Consider the following 16,607-nt stretch of genomic DNA (forward strand, 5'->3'; position numbering starts at 1 on the left):
CCGGTGGCGCCCGGACGGCAGGTTCGGCGTATCGGCAGACCAGGCCGCGCCGGGCGGAACCCGGCTCACGCGGCGAGGCGGTGGCGGGTCTGGTCGAGGGCCTTGGCGCCGCAGCCGCCGGGGATGCGCGGTGCCCAGGCCCGGGACGGGTCGCCGGCCCAGCGCGCCGCGGCGAGATGCGAGACGACCGCGGGCAGCATGCCGACCGCCGGCCAGACGGGCCAGAAGTAGTAGTCGGCCCCGGTCGCGACCCAGATCCCGACCATGAGCAGGACCACCGCGACGTACCCGAGCAGGTGCGCGCGGGCGATCGCGCGGGCGCGGGAGCGAGCTCGCAGGTCGACCGGGGCGAGCCGGCGCCCGCCCTCGGGCAGGTCGGCGGTGACCGGGGCGAGGTCGGTGACGTGGACGGCCGCGTAGACCGCGACCAGCCGCTCGTCCACCTCGTCGAGCGTCAGCAGGCCCTGACCGGCGGCCCCCCGCAGGATGGCGGCGGTCCGCTCGCGATCGGCGTCCGAGGCTCGTACCGGCATGGCGTCCTCCTTGTGTTGCTGCCGTTCGGATCAGTAAACGCTATTCACTGACGTGCCGGGCTGTCAACGTCTCTAGGGTGGGGGCGTGGACGCGATCACGATCCCGCGCAGCGGTGGCCCCGAGGTGCTGACCTGGGCGGAGGTCCCGGACCCGGTCCTGGGCCCGGGTGAGGTGCTGGTGGACGTCGCCGCGAGCGCGGTGAACCGGGCCGACCTCATGCAGCGGCAGGGGCAGTACCCGCCACCGCCGGGCGCCCCGCCGTACCCGGGGCTGGAGTGCGCCGGGCGGATCGCCGCGCTCGGCGACGGCGTGACCGGCTGGCGGGTCGGCGACGAGGTCTGCGCGCTGCTCTCCGGCGGTGGGTACGCGACCAAGGTCGCCGTTCCGGCCGGCCAGCTGCTGCCGGTCCCGGCCGGGTTCGCCGCCACCGACGCCGCCGCGCTGCCCGAGGTGGCCTGCACGGTCTGGTCCACGGTCGGCGACCTCGCCCGGCTGACCAAGGGCGACACGTTCCTCGTGCACGGCGGCTCCTCCGGCATCGGTACGCACGCGATTCAGCTCGGAGTCGCCCTCGGCGCGCGGGTGCTCTGCACCGCCGGGACGGCCGAGAAGCTGGCCCGCTGCCGGGAGCTCGGCGCGGACGTCGCGATCAACTACAAGACCGAGGACTTCGTCCAGCGGGTCAAGGACGAGACCGGCCCCGGCGCGGACGTCATCCTCGACATGGTCGGCGCGCCGTACCTGGCCCGGAACATCGACGCGCTCGCGCCCAACGGGCGGCTCGCGGTGATCGGCATGCAGGGCGGCACCAGGACCGAGTTCGACCTCAACTCGCTCATGCGCAAGCGCGCGTCGATCATCGCCACCACGCTGCGGGCCCGGCCGGCGGCGGAGAAGGCCGCGATCGTCGCCCGGGTCCTGGAGGTCGTCTGGCCGATGGTCGAGGCCGGCGCGATCCGGCCGGTCGTCGACCGGGTCGTCCCGATGCGGGACGCGGCCGAGGCGCACCGGGTGGTCGAGTCCGGCCACCACATCGGCAAGGTCGTGCTGGCGGTCTAGCGCGCCTCTCCCGCCGTCGGTGGATGCGGGCGGCGTCCGGCAAGGCGGCGAAGGCGGTCGATACCGGGGTCGTATCGGTCGGCGTCGCCAACGCGGCCGGTCCTCGCCCGGGCGCCGATCCGCGCCGCCAGATGGCGGGGAGAGACGCGCTAGCGCAGCTCGGCGAGCGCGTCCAGCAGGCGGTCGACCTCGTGGGCGGTGTTGTAGTGCACGAGGCCGACGCGGACCGCCCCGCCGAGCTCGCCGACGCCCAGGCTCTCCATCAGCTCGTACGCGTAGTAGTCGCCGTCCCAGGCGCAGATCCCGCGCCGGGCCAGCTCTTCGGTCACCGCCCGCGGCTTCCAGCCCTCGACCGAGAACGAGACGGTCGGGGCCCGGCTGCCGGCCGAGCCCAGCACGTACACGTGCAGGAGGCTGCGCAGCCCGTTCTCGAGCCGGGAGAAGACCGTGGCCTCGTAGCGCTGGACCGCGGCCAGCGAGGCCAGCACCCGGTCCCGGCGGCCGCCGGTGGCGGTGTCGTCCAGCCCGGCCAGGTGGTCGACGGCCGCGACCGCCCCGGCCATCAGCTCGAACGCCGGCGTCCCGGTCTCGAACCGGTCCGGCACGGAGTCCGGCGACGGCACCAGCTTGTCCGGGGCCAGCGTCTCCAGCACGGCCGGCGTCCCGATCACCGCGGACATGTGCGGGCCGCCCCACTTGTACGCGCTGGTGGCCCAGAAGTCGGCCCCGACGCCGGCCATGTCGACCGGCCCGTGCGCGGTCGCGTGCACGCCGTCGACGTAGACCAGCGCGCCGACCCGGTGCGCCCGCTCGGCGATCTTCTTCACGTCCGGCCGGGTGCCGACCGCGTTGCTGGCCGCGGTCACCGCGACCAGCCGGGTCCGCCGGGTGATCAGCTCGTCGTACTGCCACTCGGGCAGCTCACAGGTCTCGATGTCGACCTCGGCCCAGCGCACGATCGCGCCGGCCGACTTGGCCGCCGCGATCCAGGGCCTGACGTTGGCGTCGTGGTCGAGCCGGCTGACCACGATCTCGTCGCCGACCTTCCAGGTCTTGGCCAGCGCGCGAGCCATCCCGTACGTGATCGTGGTCATGTTGGGGCCGAGCACGACCCCGTCGGGCTCGCCGCCGACCAGGTCGGCGAAGGCCCGCCGGGCCGCGTCGACGAGCGCGTCGGCCCGGGCCGAGGACGGGAACGGACCGTGCCGGTTGGACAGCGGAACCCGCAGGGCCGCCGAGACCGCCCGGGCCACGCTCTCCGGGATGAGCGTCCCGGCCGGCCCGTCGAGGTGGATGTACCCGTCGCCCAGCGTCGGGAAGAGGCCGCGGACGCGGGCCACGTCGAAGGGCATGCGCCAACCCTACGAGACCTGGGCGCTCATGTGGGCACACCCCTTGTCCGGGTGACCAGGACTAGGCCGAGTGGGGAAGGATGGGGATATGAGCGAGCCACAGCAGCAGCACCGCGTCGTGGTCGTCGGACCGGACGGCCAGCCGATGGGTGAGATGGAGATGCCGGCCGACGCCGTGGTCGAGGGCGCCGACGGCGAGGGCGTGGACCCGACCGGCCAGATCGCGCAGCCCGCGAAGGTCATGCGGATCGGGTCGATGATCAAGCAGCTGCTGGAGGAGGTCCGGGCCGCGCCCTTGGACGAGGCCAGCCGGGCCCGGCTCCGGGAGATCCACCAGACCTCGATCAAGGAGCTGGAGGACGGGTTGTCCCCGGACCTGCGCGAGGAGCTGGACCGGCTGACGCTGCCGTTCGAGGACTCCAAGACGCCGTCGGACGCCGAGCTGCGGATCGCCCAGGCCCAGCTGGTCGGCTGGCTGGAGGGGCTGTTCCACGGCATCCAGACCGCGCTGTTCGCGCAGCAGATGGCGGCCCAGGTGCAGCTGCAGGAGATGCGGCGGCGGGCGCTGCCGGGCGGGGCGCCGGGGCCGCAGCAGATGCCGGGGATCCCTGGCCTGCCCCCGCAGCCGGGCCAGACCGGCACCGGAACGGGCCAGTACCTCTAGCCGGATCCCGGGCCGCCGCGGACCGCGGCCGGCCGCCGCCGGCCGCCGCGGTCAGGCGAGTCCGCAGGCGGTCCTGGGGTCGGCGGCTGTGTCGCCCTTGGTGAAGGCGGCCACGCGCTCGGCCGGGGTGCCGTGGGTGGCGACCTCGTCGTAGTCGTCCAGCCCGGCCCCCGGCGGCGGCGTCAGCGCGCTGACCAGCTGCATCTCCTTGGCGTACACGGCGGCGAAGGCGGCCGGGTCGAGCAGCCCCCGCCGGGCCGCGCCGTACGCCCAGGACCCGGCCAGGCAGTCCGCCTGCTGCTCGACCGCCCGGCTGGCCGCGTCGCCGTCACCGTCGAGCTCCGGCTGCCTGACTGCGAACTGGACCTGATGCCCGGCCTCGTGCGCCACGACCGCCGCCAACGCGTACGGCAGCCGGTCACCGAAGGCCGCCCGGTTCTGGCTCACCGAGGTGGCGGTGACGTACGCCCGCCCGTCCAGCGGGCAGTAGAACGCCGTGCCGAACGCGAGGAACGACCGGCAGTTCCGGTTCACTGATGCCGGTGCCGGGTCGACCGTGACCCGCACCCCGATCGTCTTGCCGATGCGGGCCGACCAGGACCGGTTGAGGTCCCCGACGATGCAGGCCACCACCGCGGCCGGGTCCGCCCCGGCGGCCGGGCAGAGGGCGGCCGGTGCGGCGGTCCCGCGACCGGCCACCGCGGAGGTGCAGCCGGTGAGGGCGAGCAGCAGCACCGCCCCGACCGCCCACCGCCGCATACCCGCCCAACGCGGCAGGACGCTCAGCTGCTCCCGGCCAGCCGCTCCAGCACCAGCGCGACCCCGTCCTCGTCGTTGCTCGCGGTGATCTCGTCGGCCAGCGCCAGCACCTCGGGGTGGGCGTTGGCGACCGCGACCGCCCGCCCGGCCCAGGCCAGCATCGGCAGGTCGTTGGGCATGTCGCCGAACGCGACCACCTCGGCCGGGCTGATCCCCTGCCGCCCGGCCAGCGCGGCCAGCGCGGACGCCTTGGTCACCCCGGCGGCCGAGATCTCCAGCAGCGCCTCACGCGAGGACGAGGTGACCGCGACCGAGCCGCCGAGCACCTCGACCGCCAGCGCGAGCAGCTCGTCGGCGGACATCGTGCGGTGCCGGGCCAGCAGCTTGGCCACCGGCCGGTCCAGGATCTCCTCGGCCGGCCCGACCCGGACGTCGGTCAGCCCGAGGTCCCAGCCGTGCCGGTAGCCGGCCTCGTGCCCGAAGCCCGGCGCGTACTCGGCGGCGAAGCTGAGGCCGGGGGCGACCGACCGCAGGGCTGCCACGACGCGGTGCTGGGACTCGACGTCGAGCAGCGAGGAGTCCAGCACGGTCTCCGTGTGCAGGTCGTAGAGCAGGGCGCCGTTGGCGCAGACGGCGACGCCGGCGTGCCCGGTCGCCTCCGCCACCGGCGCCATCCAGCGCGGCGGCCGGCCGGTGACCAGCGCCAGCACGATGCCGGCGGCCTCGGCCGCGTGCATCGCGTCGCAGGTCCGCTGGGAGACCGTGCCGTCGGTCCGGATCAGCGTGCCGTCGAGGTCGGTCGCGGCCATCCGGTACGTCACCGCGTCGGCTCCAGCACCTCCCGGCCACCCAGCCACGGCTGCAGCGCGGCCGGCACCCGGATCGACCCGTCCGGCTGCTGGTGCACCTCCAGCAGACAGGCGATGGTCCGGGTGACCGCGCAGAGCGTGCCGTTCAGCGTCGCGGCCGGCTGAGTCTTGCCGGCCTCGTCGCGACAGCGGATGTTGAGCCGGCGGGCCTGGAACGTCCCGCAGTTCGAGGTCGAGGTCAGCTCCCGGTAGCGCCGCTGGGACGGGAACCAGGCCTCGCAGTCGTACTTGCGGGCGGCGCTGGAGCCGAGGTCGCCGGCCGCGATGTCGAGCACCTGGAACGGCAGCTCCAGCGACGACAGGAACTCCTTCTCCCAGCCCAGCAGCCGCTGGTGCTCGGCCTCGGCCTCCTCCGGCTTGCAGAAGGAGAACATCTCGACCTTGTCGAACCAGTGCACCCGGAAGACGCCGCGGGTGTCCTTCCCGTACGACCCGGCCTCGCGCCGGAAGCAGGGCGAGAAGCCGGCGTAGCGACGCGGGCCGGCCGAGAGGTCCAGGATCTCCTCGGAGTGGTACGCCGCCAGCGCCACCTCCGACGTCCCGACCAGGTAGAGGTCGTCGGCGTCGACCTTGTAGACCTCGGCCGCGTGCGCGCCGAGGAAGCCGGTGCCCTCCATCGCCTCCGGCTTGACCAGCGCCGGCACGATCATCTGGGTCAGCCCGTGCTCGGCGGCCTTGGCCATGGCCAGGTTGACCAGGGCCAGCTCCAGCTGGGCGCCGATGCCGGTGAGGAAGTAGAACCGGGCGCCGGAGACCTTCGCCCCGCGCCCGATGTCGATCGCGTGGTGCAGCTCGGCCATCTCGACGTGGTCACGGACCGGCTCCGGGTACTCCGGCACGGTGCCGACCCGCTCGATCACCACCGAGTCGTCCTCGCCGCCGGGCGGCACCCCGTCGGCGACCACGTTCGGGATCGCGCGGTGGGCCAGCCGGACGACCTCGTCGGCCGCATTCTGCTCGGCCTCGGCCGAGCGCACGTCGTCGGCCAGCGCCTTGGCCCGGCGCAGCAGCTCCTCGCGCTGCTCACCCGAGGCCCGGGGCACCTGCTTGGAGATCGTCTTCTGCTCCGCGCGCAGCGCGTCGGCGGCGGAGACCGCGGATCGCCGCCGCTCGTCGGCCGCGAGCAGGTCGTCCACCAGCGCGGGGTCCTCGCCCCGGATGCGCTGCGAGGCGCGGACCCGCTCCGGGTCGGTCCGGAGCTGCCTCAGATCGATCACCCGCCAAGGGTACGGGAGCAGCGCACGAGCGCTCCGCTGCGCCCTTGTCGCTCTTGGTCAGCAAGATCCACCGTGTAAGTGCTCCGAACGAGTGAACGCTTGCCTGTAAGGGTTGACAGGCTGTCGTGACCTTCGGAACCCTGCGCGCGGCGCTCGCGGTGGAGCGCCCGTTTGGTCACGGATGTCTCGCCGATCCACGCTCACTCGAAGCCGCCGGGCCCAGAGTGCGCACACGGGGGGTCGGAACGGCGACTTAACTCCTCGCGCAAGCGCGGACGAAGGTGGTCGCATGGGAAGGCACTCTGGGGACGCGTACGACGCTGCCCCCGACGAGTGGAGACCCGTTGCCGGGGGCGACGGCGGGCACAGCCCGCTCACCCGCCGGCACGTCCTCGGGATTCTCGGGGTCGCCGGCGCCGCTGCGGCGTGTACGGCGGGCGTCTCGGTCGTCGCCAACAAGCCGGACTCCGGCAACGGCTCCGCTACTGACGGTGCGCTGCCCAAGGGCGCCCCGGCCAAGCCGGTCGGACTGGCCGCCGGCGTCGCCGGCATCACGGCGCCGACGTCCACGCAGGAGACCGCGAAGGCGTACGACAAGACCGGCTACCGGTCCTCGGTGCCGCCGCAGGTCACGCCGAAGGCGCTGCTGCAGCGGCCGACCATCCTCTCGCTGGACCCGGACCTGCACTGGGCCCGCCGGTTGACGTACGGCGTCAGCGCGCCGGCCCTGCAGGAGCTGCGCTCCATGGGCCGCGCGGCGTACCTGGAGAAGCAGCTGACCGTCCAGCCCGACCCGCTGATCAAGCAGGTCGGCGCGCGGTACTCGCTGCTGCAGCGGACGCCCACCCAGCTCAAGCAGATGTACGACGCCGAGCAGGACAAGCCGGACGACCAGAAGCACGACTACATGGCGACCGAAGACCAGCTCGTCGAGATGAAGATCATCAAGTCGGTCTGGAGCACCAACCAGCTCTTCGAGAAAGTGCACGACGTCTGGTCGGCGTACGTGCACGTGCCGATCGGGGAGAAGACCCGGCTGCTGACCGCCGACTACGACCGCACGGTCGTCCGCCGGTACGCCTTCGGCAAGTTCAGCGACATGCTCAAGGCGATGATCTTCCACCCGGCGATGCTGGTGTACCTCGACCAGCCCCAGTCCAACGGCAACGCCAAGCGCGAGGACGGCCTGCCGGCGATCAACGAGAACCTCGGCCGCGAGCTGCTGGAGCTGTTCAGCGTCGGCGCGCTCGACCCGATCACCCGCCGGCCGAACTACGACGGCCGCCTGGACGTCGTGCAGTCGGCGTACGCGCTCACCGGGCTGACCGTCGACAACGACACGCTGACGATGAAGTTCGACCCGGACATGCGCTTCCGCGGGCCGCTGAGGGTGATGACCTGGAAGCACCCGAACACCGACCCCGACCAGGGCGTCAAGGTCGTCGAGAGCCTGATCAGCTTCCTGGCCAACCACCCGGCGACCGCGCGCTCGATCGCGACCGCGTTCGCCCGGCACTTCGTGTCCGACACCCCGCGGCCCGAGCTGATCGCCAAACTGGCGGCCGAGTTCACCCGGGCCCGGACCGACATCAAGCCGATGCTGCGGATGCTGTTCGCCTCCGAGGACTTCCGGAAGTCGGTCGGGCAGAAGTACCGCACCGGCTGGGAATACATCCCGGCGTCGCTGCGGGCGGTCCAGGCCGAGCTGAACTCGGGCCTGCAGGACGCGATCGCGGAGAAGCAGGGCACCTTCCAGGGCGTCCGGGACCTGCGCTACCAGGTCGAGCAGTCCGGCGGCGGCCCGCACGGCCGGGCCACCCCGGACGGGCAGCCCGACTTCCAGGCCGCGTGGCTGTCCGGCAAGGGCATGCTCGACCGCTGGAACCAGGCCGGCATCACCGCCGGCGGGTTCTGGAAGGGCATCAAGGTCCCGAGCGCGACGGCGCTGGCCAGCCGGCCGAGCACGCAGGCGCAGATGGTGGCCAACCTGCAGGTGCGGCTCGTCGGGCAGCAGCTGCAGCCCGGGTTCACCGCGGCCCTGCACCAGTCCATCGGCAGCGCGCCGACGACGCCGGCGAGCCAGGTCCAGGACCCGGTCACGCTCGTGCGCTCGGTGTTGTCCGTGCCGCACCTGAACTACACCTGAGGGGCTTCATCTCCATGACGAAGAAGAAGGCCCTCGGAGAGGGCCCCATCCCGCACGAGGACAGACCGGAGGGTCTGCACCACCAGTGCGAGTGCGGCGAGACGGTCGAGTTCGCCGAGCCGTTCAAGAAGGGCTTCACCCGGCGCCGGGTGCTGCAGGGCTCGACCGCGTTCGCGGCGGCGCTGTCCGTGCAGCCGCTGACCGCTCGGTACTCCTTCGCCGCGCCGGTGCAGCCGATCGAGCGGGTGCTGATCAACCTGTGCTGGCGGGGCGGCCTCGACCAGCACACCTGGTTCCCGCTGCTGGGCAACCCGACGTACGCGAAGGCCCGGCCGAACATCGCCGAGACCGCCCAGACCGCGTTCGCGATGAGCCGCGGAGTGGGTGCGCTCAACGAGTTCCGCCCGCTCTACAACGCCCTGGGCCCCAACGGTTTCGGCTACGTGCCGGCGGCCGACTCGCAGGACCCCACGCACAGCCACTTCCAGGCGACCGACCTGCTCGAGGGCGGCCTCGCCACGCCGTCCTCGGACGGCTGGGCCGCGCGGGCGCTGAAGCTGCTGCCGAACCCGGCCGTGCTCTCCGCGGTCATGGTCGGCGGCACGCTGCCCAAGTCGCTGGACGGGTCCGGGGCGCTGACCCTGGACCGGATCGAGTCCTTCGGCCTCAACGGCGGCGACGAGGTCAAGGCCAAGTCGGCGGCGGTGCTGCAGCGGTTCTACGCGCAGTACAAGGACCCGGTCGCGCAGACCGCGCTGGAGACGCTCAGCGCGATCAAGACGGTCAGCGGGCTGACCAAGACCGAGTACAAGCCGGCGGTCGAGTACCCGCAGACCGGCCTGGCCCAGGCGTTCAAGACCGCGGCCCAGCTCGTCAAGGCCCGGGTCGGGCTCCGCTTCGTCAACATCGACATGGGCGGGTTCGACACGCACACCAACTCCAAGGGCCAGCTGCACGACCACGCGACCGAGGCCAACGGGGCGCTCACCGCGTTCTTCCAGGACATCGGCACGGACCTGCGGCCGTACGTCTCGCTGCTCACGACGACGGAGTTCGGCCGGACCGTCAACCAGAACGGCGGCGTGGGCACCGACCACGGTCACGCGATGGGCATGATGGTCCTCGGCGGCGGCTCGACCGGCGGGGTCCGCGGCGGCGACCCGATCATCGGCACCTCCGGTCCGGACAACGAGACCCGCGGCACGACCGACATGCGGGACGTGCTCACCGAGGGCCTGAGCTGGCTCGGGGCGAAGGGCGCGGCCTCGGTCTTCTCCGACCACAGGTTCAAGGCCGCGGGCACCTTCCGCAAGTAACACCGCACTTCCCCTCGCAACGGGGCGGGACCCGGTCGCCGGGTCCCGCCCCGTTCTGCTTTCCTGTGCACCGTGGCGTTCGAGGTGTCCCGGCGACGGTTCGAAGAGCTGGTCGGCGACGCCCTGGACGAGGTGCCGCCGCAGCTGACCCGGCTGATGGACAACGTGGTCGTCCTGGTCGAGGAGGCCGACCCGGCCGAGCCCGACCTCCTCGGCCTGTACGAGGGGGTCGCGCTGACCGAGCGCGGCCACGACTACGGCGGCATGCTGCCGGACCGGATCACGCTCTACCGGCAGGCGATCCTGTCGATCTGCGAGACCGAGGCGGACGTGGTGGAGGAGGTCGCGATCACCGTCGTGCACGAGATCGCCCACCACTTCGGCATCGACGACGCCCGCCTGCACGAGCTGGGCTGGGCCTGACTACCTTCTGCGCTGTGGCCCAATCCCTGCCCGGCTCGGGCCGGTTGCCGATCCGGATGCTGCACGACCGGGTCCTGGTCAAGGTGCCCGGCGACGAGGGCGACCGGCGCTCCTCCGGTGGCATCCTCATCCCGCCGACCGCGCAGGTCGCGGCGACCCGGCTGGTCTGGGGCGAGGTGCTGGCCACCGGCAACCACGTGCGGGTCATCGAGGTCGGCGACCAGGTCCTGTTCAGCCCGGAGGACCCGAACGAGGTCGAGGTGCAGGCCCAGCTCTACCTGATCCTGCGGGAGCGGGACGTGCACGCGGTCGCCGCGGCCCGGATCGAGGAGTCGACCGGGCTCTACCTCTGAGCCCGGCCGACTCGGTTCTCAGGGGCGGGCGTCGGCGACCACGGTCGCGCGGGCGGCGCTCGAGGTCAGGGTCGGGTCGAACGGCTGGTGGTCCGGCTCGCAGGTCGCACCCCGCGGCGGCAGCGCGCCCCGGATCAGGTACGCGGCCTGGTATCGGTCGATGCACGCGCTCTGCGCCAGCGACGTGTGGCCGTACCCGTCCAGCGTGAGCAGCCGCGCCCCCGGCAACCGGGCCGCGACGGTCCGCGCCGCCTGGTACGGGGTGGCCGGGTCGAAGCGGGTGCCGACCACGAGGACCGGCCTCGCCGTCGGCCGGTCGTACGGGCCGGCGTACCGGTCGGTGTCGTGGCCGGGCCAGGTCGCGCAGGCCTGGGACGGGTACGTCCAGGCCGAGCCGAAGTACGGCGCGACCCGGTCCTGGGCCAGCGCGGCGGCCGGCCAGGCCAGCGGCGACCGCGGCTCCACCCCGTCCACGCACGCGACCGCGTCGAACCCGCTCGCGAAGACCGGCTGGTCAGCCAGCGCCGTCGTCGACGTCCGGGCGGGGATCGCCGCGCCGCTGGTCGCCTGGGCCAGCCCCTCGGCCGCGTCGGCGAGCGCCGGCCAGCTCGGGACGTCGTACAGCAGGCTGAGCGCGCCGCCGATCAGGACCGAGTACGTCACGTGCAGGACGCCACCCGGCTGCGGCAGGTCCACCGGATGCCGGCGCAGCGCCGCCGCGACCCGGTCGAACTTGGCCGCCAGGGCGGCCGCGCCCGCACCCGGCTCGGCGAACGAGCACCGGTCCGGTCCGGCCGCCGCACAGGTCCGGAAGAACGCGCCGAGCGTGTCCGACGCGCCCTCGGCGCTGCGCAGCCGGGTGGTGATCGGCAGCAGCGAGCCGGTCCGGCCGTACCCGGTCGACCAGGCCACCGGGTCGACCACGCCGTCGATCACGACCGCGCGGACCCGGCTCGGGAACATCGCCGCGTATGTCGAGCCGACCTGACTGCCGTAGGAGTAGCCGAGGAAGGAGAAGCCCGGGTCGCCGACGGCCTGGCGGAGCAGGTCGAGGTCACGGACGAAGTTCGCGGTCGAGGAGTGGTCGATGATCGGCCCGGCGAGGTGCGCACACCGGCTCGTGTAGTCCCGGTACGAGGCCAGCCAGCCCGGGATCTCCGGCCCGACCGGGAAGTCCGGCAGGGCGCCGAAGAACGCGTCCTGCTCGGCCGCGGTGGCGAAGCACTGCACCGGCGTGCTGCGGGAGGTGCCGCGCGGGTCCACGCCGACCAGATCGAACCGGGCTGCGACCGACGGGTCGACCGCGGCCAGCGCCGCCGGCAGGAAGTTGATCCCGGAGCCGCCGGGACCGCCGGGGTTGAGGAACAGCGAGCCGACCCGGTGGGCCCGGTCGGTGGCCGGGTGCCGGGCGACCGCGACGTCGATGGCAGGGCCGGCCGGTGCGTCGTAGTCGAGCGGGACCCTCGCGGTCGCGCACTGGATGCCGGGGCCGACGCCGGGGCAGTCGGTCCAGGCCAGGGTGGGCACCGGCGCGTGCACACCGCCGGCGGCGAGGTCGGGGCCGGGTGGCGCGGCGGTCGCGACACCGGCCGTACCGGCCACCAGGCCGGCGGTCAGCGCGAGGGCGGCGAGGATTCTCATCGGTTGCTCCTGACGTCGGGGACTCCGACGCTAGGAATTCCGGGCGCTCCGGACAGCCGCCGTCAGTGAGCAGGTCGGTCGCCCTCAGCCGGGCGATCGTCTCCGTTCGGAGATTGAGGGCCGGTGGGCCGGCTGCTATAGGCGCCCGGCGGCACCCCGACCAGCGCGGTGAACGCGTTGGTGAAGTGGGACTGGTCGGTGTACCCGAGGCCGGCCGCGAGCGTGGCCCAGTCGACCTCGCCGCCGGACTCGATGACGCCGAGCGCGTCCTGGATCCGGCACCGGTTGAGCACCCACTTCGGGCCGACGCCGAGATGCCGGTCGAAGCGCCGCTGCAGGGTCCGTACGGTGACGTCGAGCTCGGCCGCGAGCGCGTCCACCCGGGTCAGGTCGGTCCGGGCCGCGATCAGGTCGACCGCCTCGTCGACCAGCTCGGCGCCCGCGCGCCGCCGCGGCCCGAGCGCGCGGAACCAGTCCTCCAGCGCGTCCATCCCGGCCTCGGGTCCCTCGGCGGCGCGCACCTTGTCCAGCCCGGGGGCGTCCGGCATCGCCTCGGCCAGCGGGGTCCGGGCGTCGGTCAGCCGCGCGGCCGGCAGGTCGGTCAGCGCGCTGAGCGCGGCCGGGCGCAGGTGCGCGCTCACCACCCGGCCGGTGCCGGTCAGCCGCCGCTCGAACCGGTGCGTGGGCACGCCCTGCAGGAACGCTCCGTCGGCCTCGACGGTGAGGTGCCCGCAGGGGTGCGAGACGACCTCCTGGTCGTGGACGCTGCCCTCGGGCAGCGTCCACTCCACGCACCAGAAGTGCCCGACGACGTCGGCCAGCTCAGGGAGCGGCGCCCGCCGGCCGAGCCGGAACGGGCGGCCGCCCGCCGGGGCACGCAACACCACGGCGGGCAGCTCGGTCACGCACGGATTCTAGGAACCCGTCATCAGCGCGGTCAGCCGGCGCTGCATTTCCTCCGGATCGACGTCCTCGAGGTGGGTCTGGAAGGTCCACTTGTGCCCGAACGGGTCCCGCACCGCGGCCGTACGGTCGCCGTGGAACTGGTCGGCCGGCTCGCTCGCGCTGGTCGCGCCGGCGTCGAGCGCCCGGGCGTACGCGGCGTCGGTGTCGGGCACGGACAGCGTGATGACGACCTCGGCCGGGCCGTCCCCGTCCGGCTGCGACAGCCCGAACATCTCCCCGGCGGCGCCGATCGTGACCAGGGCACCGTTGAACTCCAGCTCGGCGTGCGCGACGGACCCGTCCGGCAGGCTCAGCCGTAGCCGCTCGGTCGCGTCGAACGCCTTCGGGTAGAAGTCGAGCGCCGCGGCGACGTCGGTGATGGCCAGGTGCGGGGTGATCGGCGGGTAGTGCGACATGACCCCAGCCTGCCGGATCCGGGCGCGCGCGTCTTGCAGGAAGACGTCAGCCGGTGAGCTTCTTCAGCCAGGCCGCGGCGTCGGCGAACGCGGCGTCGTCCCGCCCCGGCGGCATCGGCATGTTCTGTCCCGGTCCGCTGCGCGGGTACGACCCCAGGAAGCGGACGTCGGCGCAGATCCGGTGCAGCGCGGCCAGCGCGTCACCGACCCGGGCGTCCGCCACGTGGCCCTCGCAGTCGATCGAGAAGCAGTACCGCCCGAGCTGCTCGCCGGTCGGGCGGGACTCGATCCGGGTCAGGTTCACGCCCCGGACGGCGAACTCGGTCAGCACCTCGAGCAGCGCGCCGGTGTGGTCGTCCCGGATGAACGCGACCAGGCTGGTCTTGTCCAGCCCGGTCGGCACCGGCGGCCGACCCGGGCGGGTGAGCAGCACGAACCGGGTGACCGCACCGGGGTTGTCGGCGATGTCCTCGGCCAGCGGCTCCAGCCCGGCCCGGACGCCGGCGATCGGGGCGGCGACCGCGGCGTCGTACTCGCCCTGGCCGACGGCCATCGCGGCGCCGGCCGTGGAGCCGGTGAACACCACCTCGGCCGCCGGCAGGTGGTCGCGCAGCCAGCGCCGGGTCTGCGCCTCCGCGTGCGGGTGGGTGGCCACGGTCTTGACCGCGTCGGCCTCGGTCCCCGCCCGGACCAGCAGCGAGAACGTCACCGGCAGCAGGATCTCCCGGGCGATCTGCAGCGGCTCCCCGGTGCCCAGCTCGTCCAGCGTGGAGGCGACCGAGCCCTCGATCGAGTTCTCGATCGGGACCACGGCGGCATCGGCCACGCCCGCCCGGACCGCCTGGATCGCGGCCGGGACCGTCCGCTGCGGCAGCGTGGTCCCCTGCGCGACCTCGGGGATCGTGCGCAGCGCGGCCTCGGCGAAGGTCCCTTCCGGCCCGAGGTAGGCGTACCGCGTCACGGGCCGCAGCCTAGCCCCGGCCCGGCTGCGCTCCGCCGTCGTCGCCCGGTCCGGAGCTCGGGCTCCGCACGGTCAGCCGGCTGGTGACCGGCCCTGCGCCGGCCGGGCTATCGTCGGCGGGTGCAGGGGTTCGAGGATCTGGGGTTCGCCCGCGTTGACGTGCACCGGGCGGCCCGGACCGGTGACCCCGAGGTCGTCTACGGCGCCGGCAAGACCGTCCCGCAGGCGATCGCGATCGTGACCGCGCTGCGGACCGCGCACCCCGACCGGCCGGCGCTGGTGACCCGCGCGGCGCCGGAGCTGACGGCGGCGCTGCGGGAGGCGTTCGACGACGTGACCGCCGACGAGGAGGCCGGGTGCGTCGCGGTCGGGCCGCTGCCGGCGACGACCGGGACCGTGTGCGTGGTGGCGGCGGGGACCTCGGACGGCGCGGTGGCCGCGGAGGCCGCGTTCACCGCCCGGGTCAGCGGGGCCGCGGTCACCCGGGTCACCGACGTCGGCGTGGCCGGCATCCACCGGCTGCTCGCGGCCCGCGACACCCTGGACGCCGCCGACTGCCTCGTCGTCGTGGCCGGGATGGACGGCGCGCTGCCCAGCGCGGTCGGCGGGCTGACCGGGGTGCCGCTGGTCGCGGTGCCCACCAGCGTCGGGTACGGCGCCTCCTTCGGCGGTGTGGCCGCGCTGCTGACGATGCTCAACTCCTGCGCCCCCGGCGTGGTCGTGGTGAACATCGACAACGGCTTCGGGGCCGGGCTCTTCGCGGCCCGGGTCGCGCGCCGGACCAGCCGGTGATCGGCTGGCTGGACTGCGCGGCCGGCGCCAGCGGGGACATGTTCCTCGGCGTGCTCGTCGACGCGGGCGTCCCGCTCGCGACGCTGCAGGCGGCGGTCGACGCGATCGGGGTCGAGCCGATCGAGCTGCGGGTGTCCACTGTGGAGCGTCATGGGATCGGCGCCACCCAGGTCGCCGTGCACACGGCCGAAGCCCCGGCCGCCCGGCATTGGGGCGACATCCGGCGGCTGGTCGAGCGGGCCGGGATTCCCGGCGAAGTGAGGGAGACCGCGCTCGACGCGTTCGCGCGGCTGGCCCGGGCCGAGGCCGCGGTGCACCGGGTCGCACCGGAGGACGTGCACTTCCACGAGGTCGGCGCGCTCGACGCGATCGCCGACATGGTCGGCACCGCCGCCGGGCTGCACGCGCTCGGGCTGGAGCGGCTGACCGCGAGCCCGGTCACGCTGGGCTCGGGCGGCACGGCCCGCAGTGGCCACGGCGTGATCCCGGTCCCGGCGCCGGCCGTGCTCGCCCTGCTGGCGGAGGCCGGCGCCCCGGTCCGCGGCGGCCCGGCCCCGTACGAGATGTGCACGCCGACGGGCGCCGCGCTGCTGGCCGCGACCGTCACCGGCTGGGGACCGCTGCCGGGCCTGGTCCCGAGCCGGACCGGGGTCGGCGCCGGCGGCCGCGACCCGGCCGAGCTGCCGAACGTGCTGCGGCTGGTGCTGGGCGAGGAATCCCAGCCGGCGCAGGCGGTCGTGCTGGAGACGAATGTCGACGACCTCGACCCGCGGCTCTGGCCGGACGTGCTGGACCGGCTGCTCGCGGCCGGCGCCAGCGACGCCTGGCTCAGCCCGATCCTGATGAAGAAGGGCCGCCCGGCCCACACCCTGCACGCGCTCTGTCCACACGCGACGGTGGCGGCGGTGCGGGCCGAGATCTTCCGCCGTACCAGCACGCTCGGGGTTCGGGAGGTGCCGGTCGGCAAGACCGCGCTGCAGCGGGAGACCGGCGCGGTCACCGTCGGCGGCGAGCGGATCGCGACCAAGCGCGCGCTGCTGGACGGCCGGCTGGTCAACGTCAGCGTCGAGTTCGAGGACGTCCGCCGGGCCGCCGACGTGCTCGGCCTGCCGGTCAAGGAGGTACTGCGCGCCGCCACCTCGGCCGCGTACGAACAGTGA

At 74.0% G+C, this 16,607-nt stretch carries 16 protein-coding genes and 1 pseudogene; 8 read left to right on the forward strand and 9 right to left on the reverse strand.

Annotation, left to right across the window (positions count from 1 at the left end):
• Window positions 1-65 precede the first annotated feature (65 nt).
• Window positions 66-533, reverse strand: a complete 468-nt coding sequence (locus VGP36_04400) for a DUF1707 domain-containing protein (GenBank protein HEV7653967.1) — start codon at window positions 531-533, stop codon at window positions 66-68.
• Window positions 534-618: 85 nt separating this feature from the next.
• On the opposite strand from VGP36_04400, the gene VGP36_04405 reads away from it, so the two are divergent.
• Window positions 619-1,593 carry an NAD(P)H-quinone oxidoreductase gene (locus VGP36_04405; protein HEV7653968.1) on the forward strand — a complete coding sequence of 325 codons (975 nt, stop codon included), beginning with the start codon at window positions 619-621 and terminating at the stop codon, window positions 1,591-1,593.
• Between the two features lie 149 nt (window positions 1,594-1,742).
• Here VGP36_04405 and VGP36_04410 read toward each other — a convergent pair whose 3' ends face one another.
• Complete coding sequence (locus VGP36_04410; protein ID HEV7653969.1) at window positions 1,743-2,945, reverse strand: cysteine desulfurase-like protein; 1,203 nt, start codon at window positions 2,943-2,945, stop codon at window positions 1,743-1,745.
• A gap of 181 nt (window positions 2,946-3,126) precedes the next feature.
• On the opposite strand from VGP36_04410, the pseudogene VGP36_04415 reads away from it, so the two are divergent.
• Window positions 3,127-3,609: pseudogene (locus tag VGP36_04415) on the forward strand (bacterial proteasome activator family protein).
• Window positions 3,610-3,660: 51 nt separating this feature from the next.
• On the opposite strand, the gene VGP36_04420 reads toward VGP36_04415, so the two are convergent.
• The 3 genes from VGP36_04420 to serS are packed head-to-tail and all read right to left on the reverse strand — an operon-like array spanning window position 3,661 to window position 6,454.
• Entirely contained in the window at window positions 3,661-4,344 is a 684-nt protein-coding gene (locus VGP36_04420; protein HEV7653970.1) for a neutral zinc metallopeptidase, read from the reverse strand.
• Window positions 4,345-4,391: 47 nt separating this feature from the next.
• A complete protein-coding gene (locus tag VGP36_04425) occupies window positions 4,392-5,189 on the reverse strand; it encodes a Cof-type HAD-IIB family hydrolase (protein ID HEV7653971.1) in 798 nt (265 codons plus the stop codon).
• Window positions 5,186-6,454 carry a serine--tRNA ligase gene (gene serS / locus VGP36_04430; GenBank protein ID HEV7653972.1) on the reverse strand — a complete coding sequence of 423 codons (1,269 nt, stop codon included), beginning with the start codon at window positions 6,452-6,454 and terminating at the stop codon, window positions 5,186-5,188. Before serS ends, VGP36_04425 begins: the two co-directional genes overlap by 4 nt.
• A 289-nt stretch (window positions 6,455-6,743) precedes the next feature.
• Here serS and VGP36_04435 point away from each other — a divergent pair, with 289 nt between their 5' ends.
• The 4 genes from VGP36_04435 (at window position 6,744) to VGP36_04450 (ending at window position 10,692) form a co-directional block, all read left to right on the forward strand.
• Entirely contained in the window at window positions 6,744-8,600 is a 1,857-nt protein-coding gene (locus tag VGP36_04435) for a DUF1800 family protein (GenBank protein ID HEV7653973.1), read from the forward strand.
• Between the two features lie 14 nt (window positions 8,601-8,614).
• Entirely contained in the window at window positions 8,615-9,916 is a 1,302-nt protein-coding gene (locus tag VGP36_04440; GenBank protein ID HEV7653974.1) for a DUF1501 domain-containing protein, read from the forward strand.
• A gap of 84 nt (window positions 9,917-10,000) precedes the next feature.
• Window positions 10,001-10,339, forward strand: a complete 339-nt coding sequence (locus tag VGP36_04445) for a metallopeptidase family protein (protein ID HEV7653975.1) — start codon at window positions 10,001-10,003, stop codon at window positions 10,337-10,339.
• Window positions 10,340-10,353: 14 nt separating this feature from the next.
• Window positions 10,354-10,692: a co-chaperone GroES gene (locus VGP36_04450; protein ID HEV7653976.1), complete on the forward strand. Its 339-nt coding sequence runs from the start codon at window positions 10,354-10,356 to the stop codon at window positions 10,690-10,692.
• Window positions 10,693-10,710: 18 nt separating this feature from the next.
• On the opposite strand, the gene VGP36_04455 is transcribed toward VGP36_04450, so the two are convergent.
• The 4 genes from VGP36_04455 to pheA form a co-directional block, all read right to left on the reverse strand.
• Window positions 10,711-12,333: an alpha/beta hydrolase gene (locus VGP36_04455; protein HEV7653977.1), complete on the reverse strand. Its 1,623-nt coding sequence runs from the start codon at window positions 12,331-12,333 to the stop codon at window positions 10,711-10,713.
• A 62-nt stretch (window positions 12,334-12,395) separates the two neighbouring features.
• A complete protein-coding gene (locus tag VGP36_04460) occupies window positions 12,396-13,238 on the reverse strand; it encodes an AraC family transcriptional regulator (protein ID HEV7653978.1) in 843 nt (280 codons plus the stop codon).
• Window positions 13,239-13,247: 9 nt separating this feature from the next.
• Window positions 13,248-13,694 (reverse strand): VOC family protein, encoded by a 447-nt coding sequence (locus VGP36_04465; protein ID HEV7653979.1) that lies wholly within the window; start codon window positions 13,692-13,694, stop codon window positions 13,248-13,250.
• 46 nt (window positions 13,695-13,740) lie between these two features.
• Complete coding sequence (pheA, locus tag VGP36_04470) at window positions 13,741-14,655, reverse strand: prephenate dehydratase (GenBank protein ID HEV7653980.1); 915 nt, start codon at window positions 14,653-14,655, stop codon at window positions 13,741-13,743.
• Window positions 14,656-14,775: 120 nt separating this feature from the next.
• Between pheA and larB the strand changes: the two genes are divergently transcribed.
• Both larB and larC read left to right on the forward strand, forming a co-directional pair.
• Window positions 14,776-15,447: a nickel pincer cofactor biosynthesis protein LarB gene (gene larB / locus VGP36_04475; GenBank protein ID HEV7653981.1), complete on the forward strand. Its 672-nt coding sequence runs from the start codon at window positions 14,776-14,778 to the stop codon at window positions 15,445-15,447.
• Window positions 15,444-16,607 carry a nickel pincer cofactor biosynthesis protein LarC gene (gene larC / locus VGP36_04480; protein ID HEV7653982.1) on the forward strand — a complete coding sequence of 388 codons (1,164 nt, stop codon included), beginning with the start codon at window positions 15,444-15,446 and terminating at the stop codon, window positions 16,605-16,607. Before larB ends, larC begins: the two co-directional genes overlap by 4 nt.

It is taken from the genome of Mycobacteriales bacterium, assembly GCA_035995165.1.
GTDB lineage: Bacteria > Actinomycetota > Actinomycetes > Mycobacteriales > CADCTP01 > CADCTP01.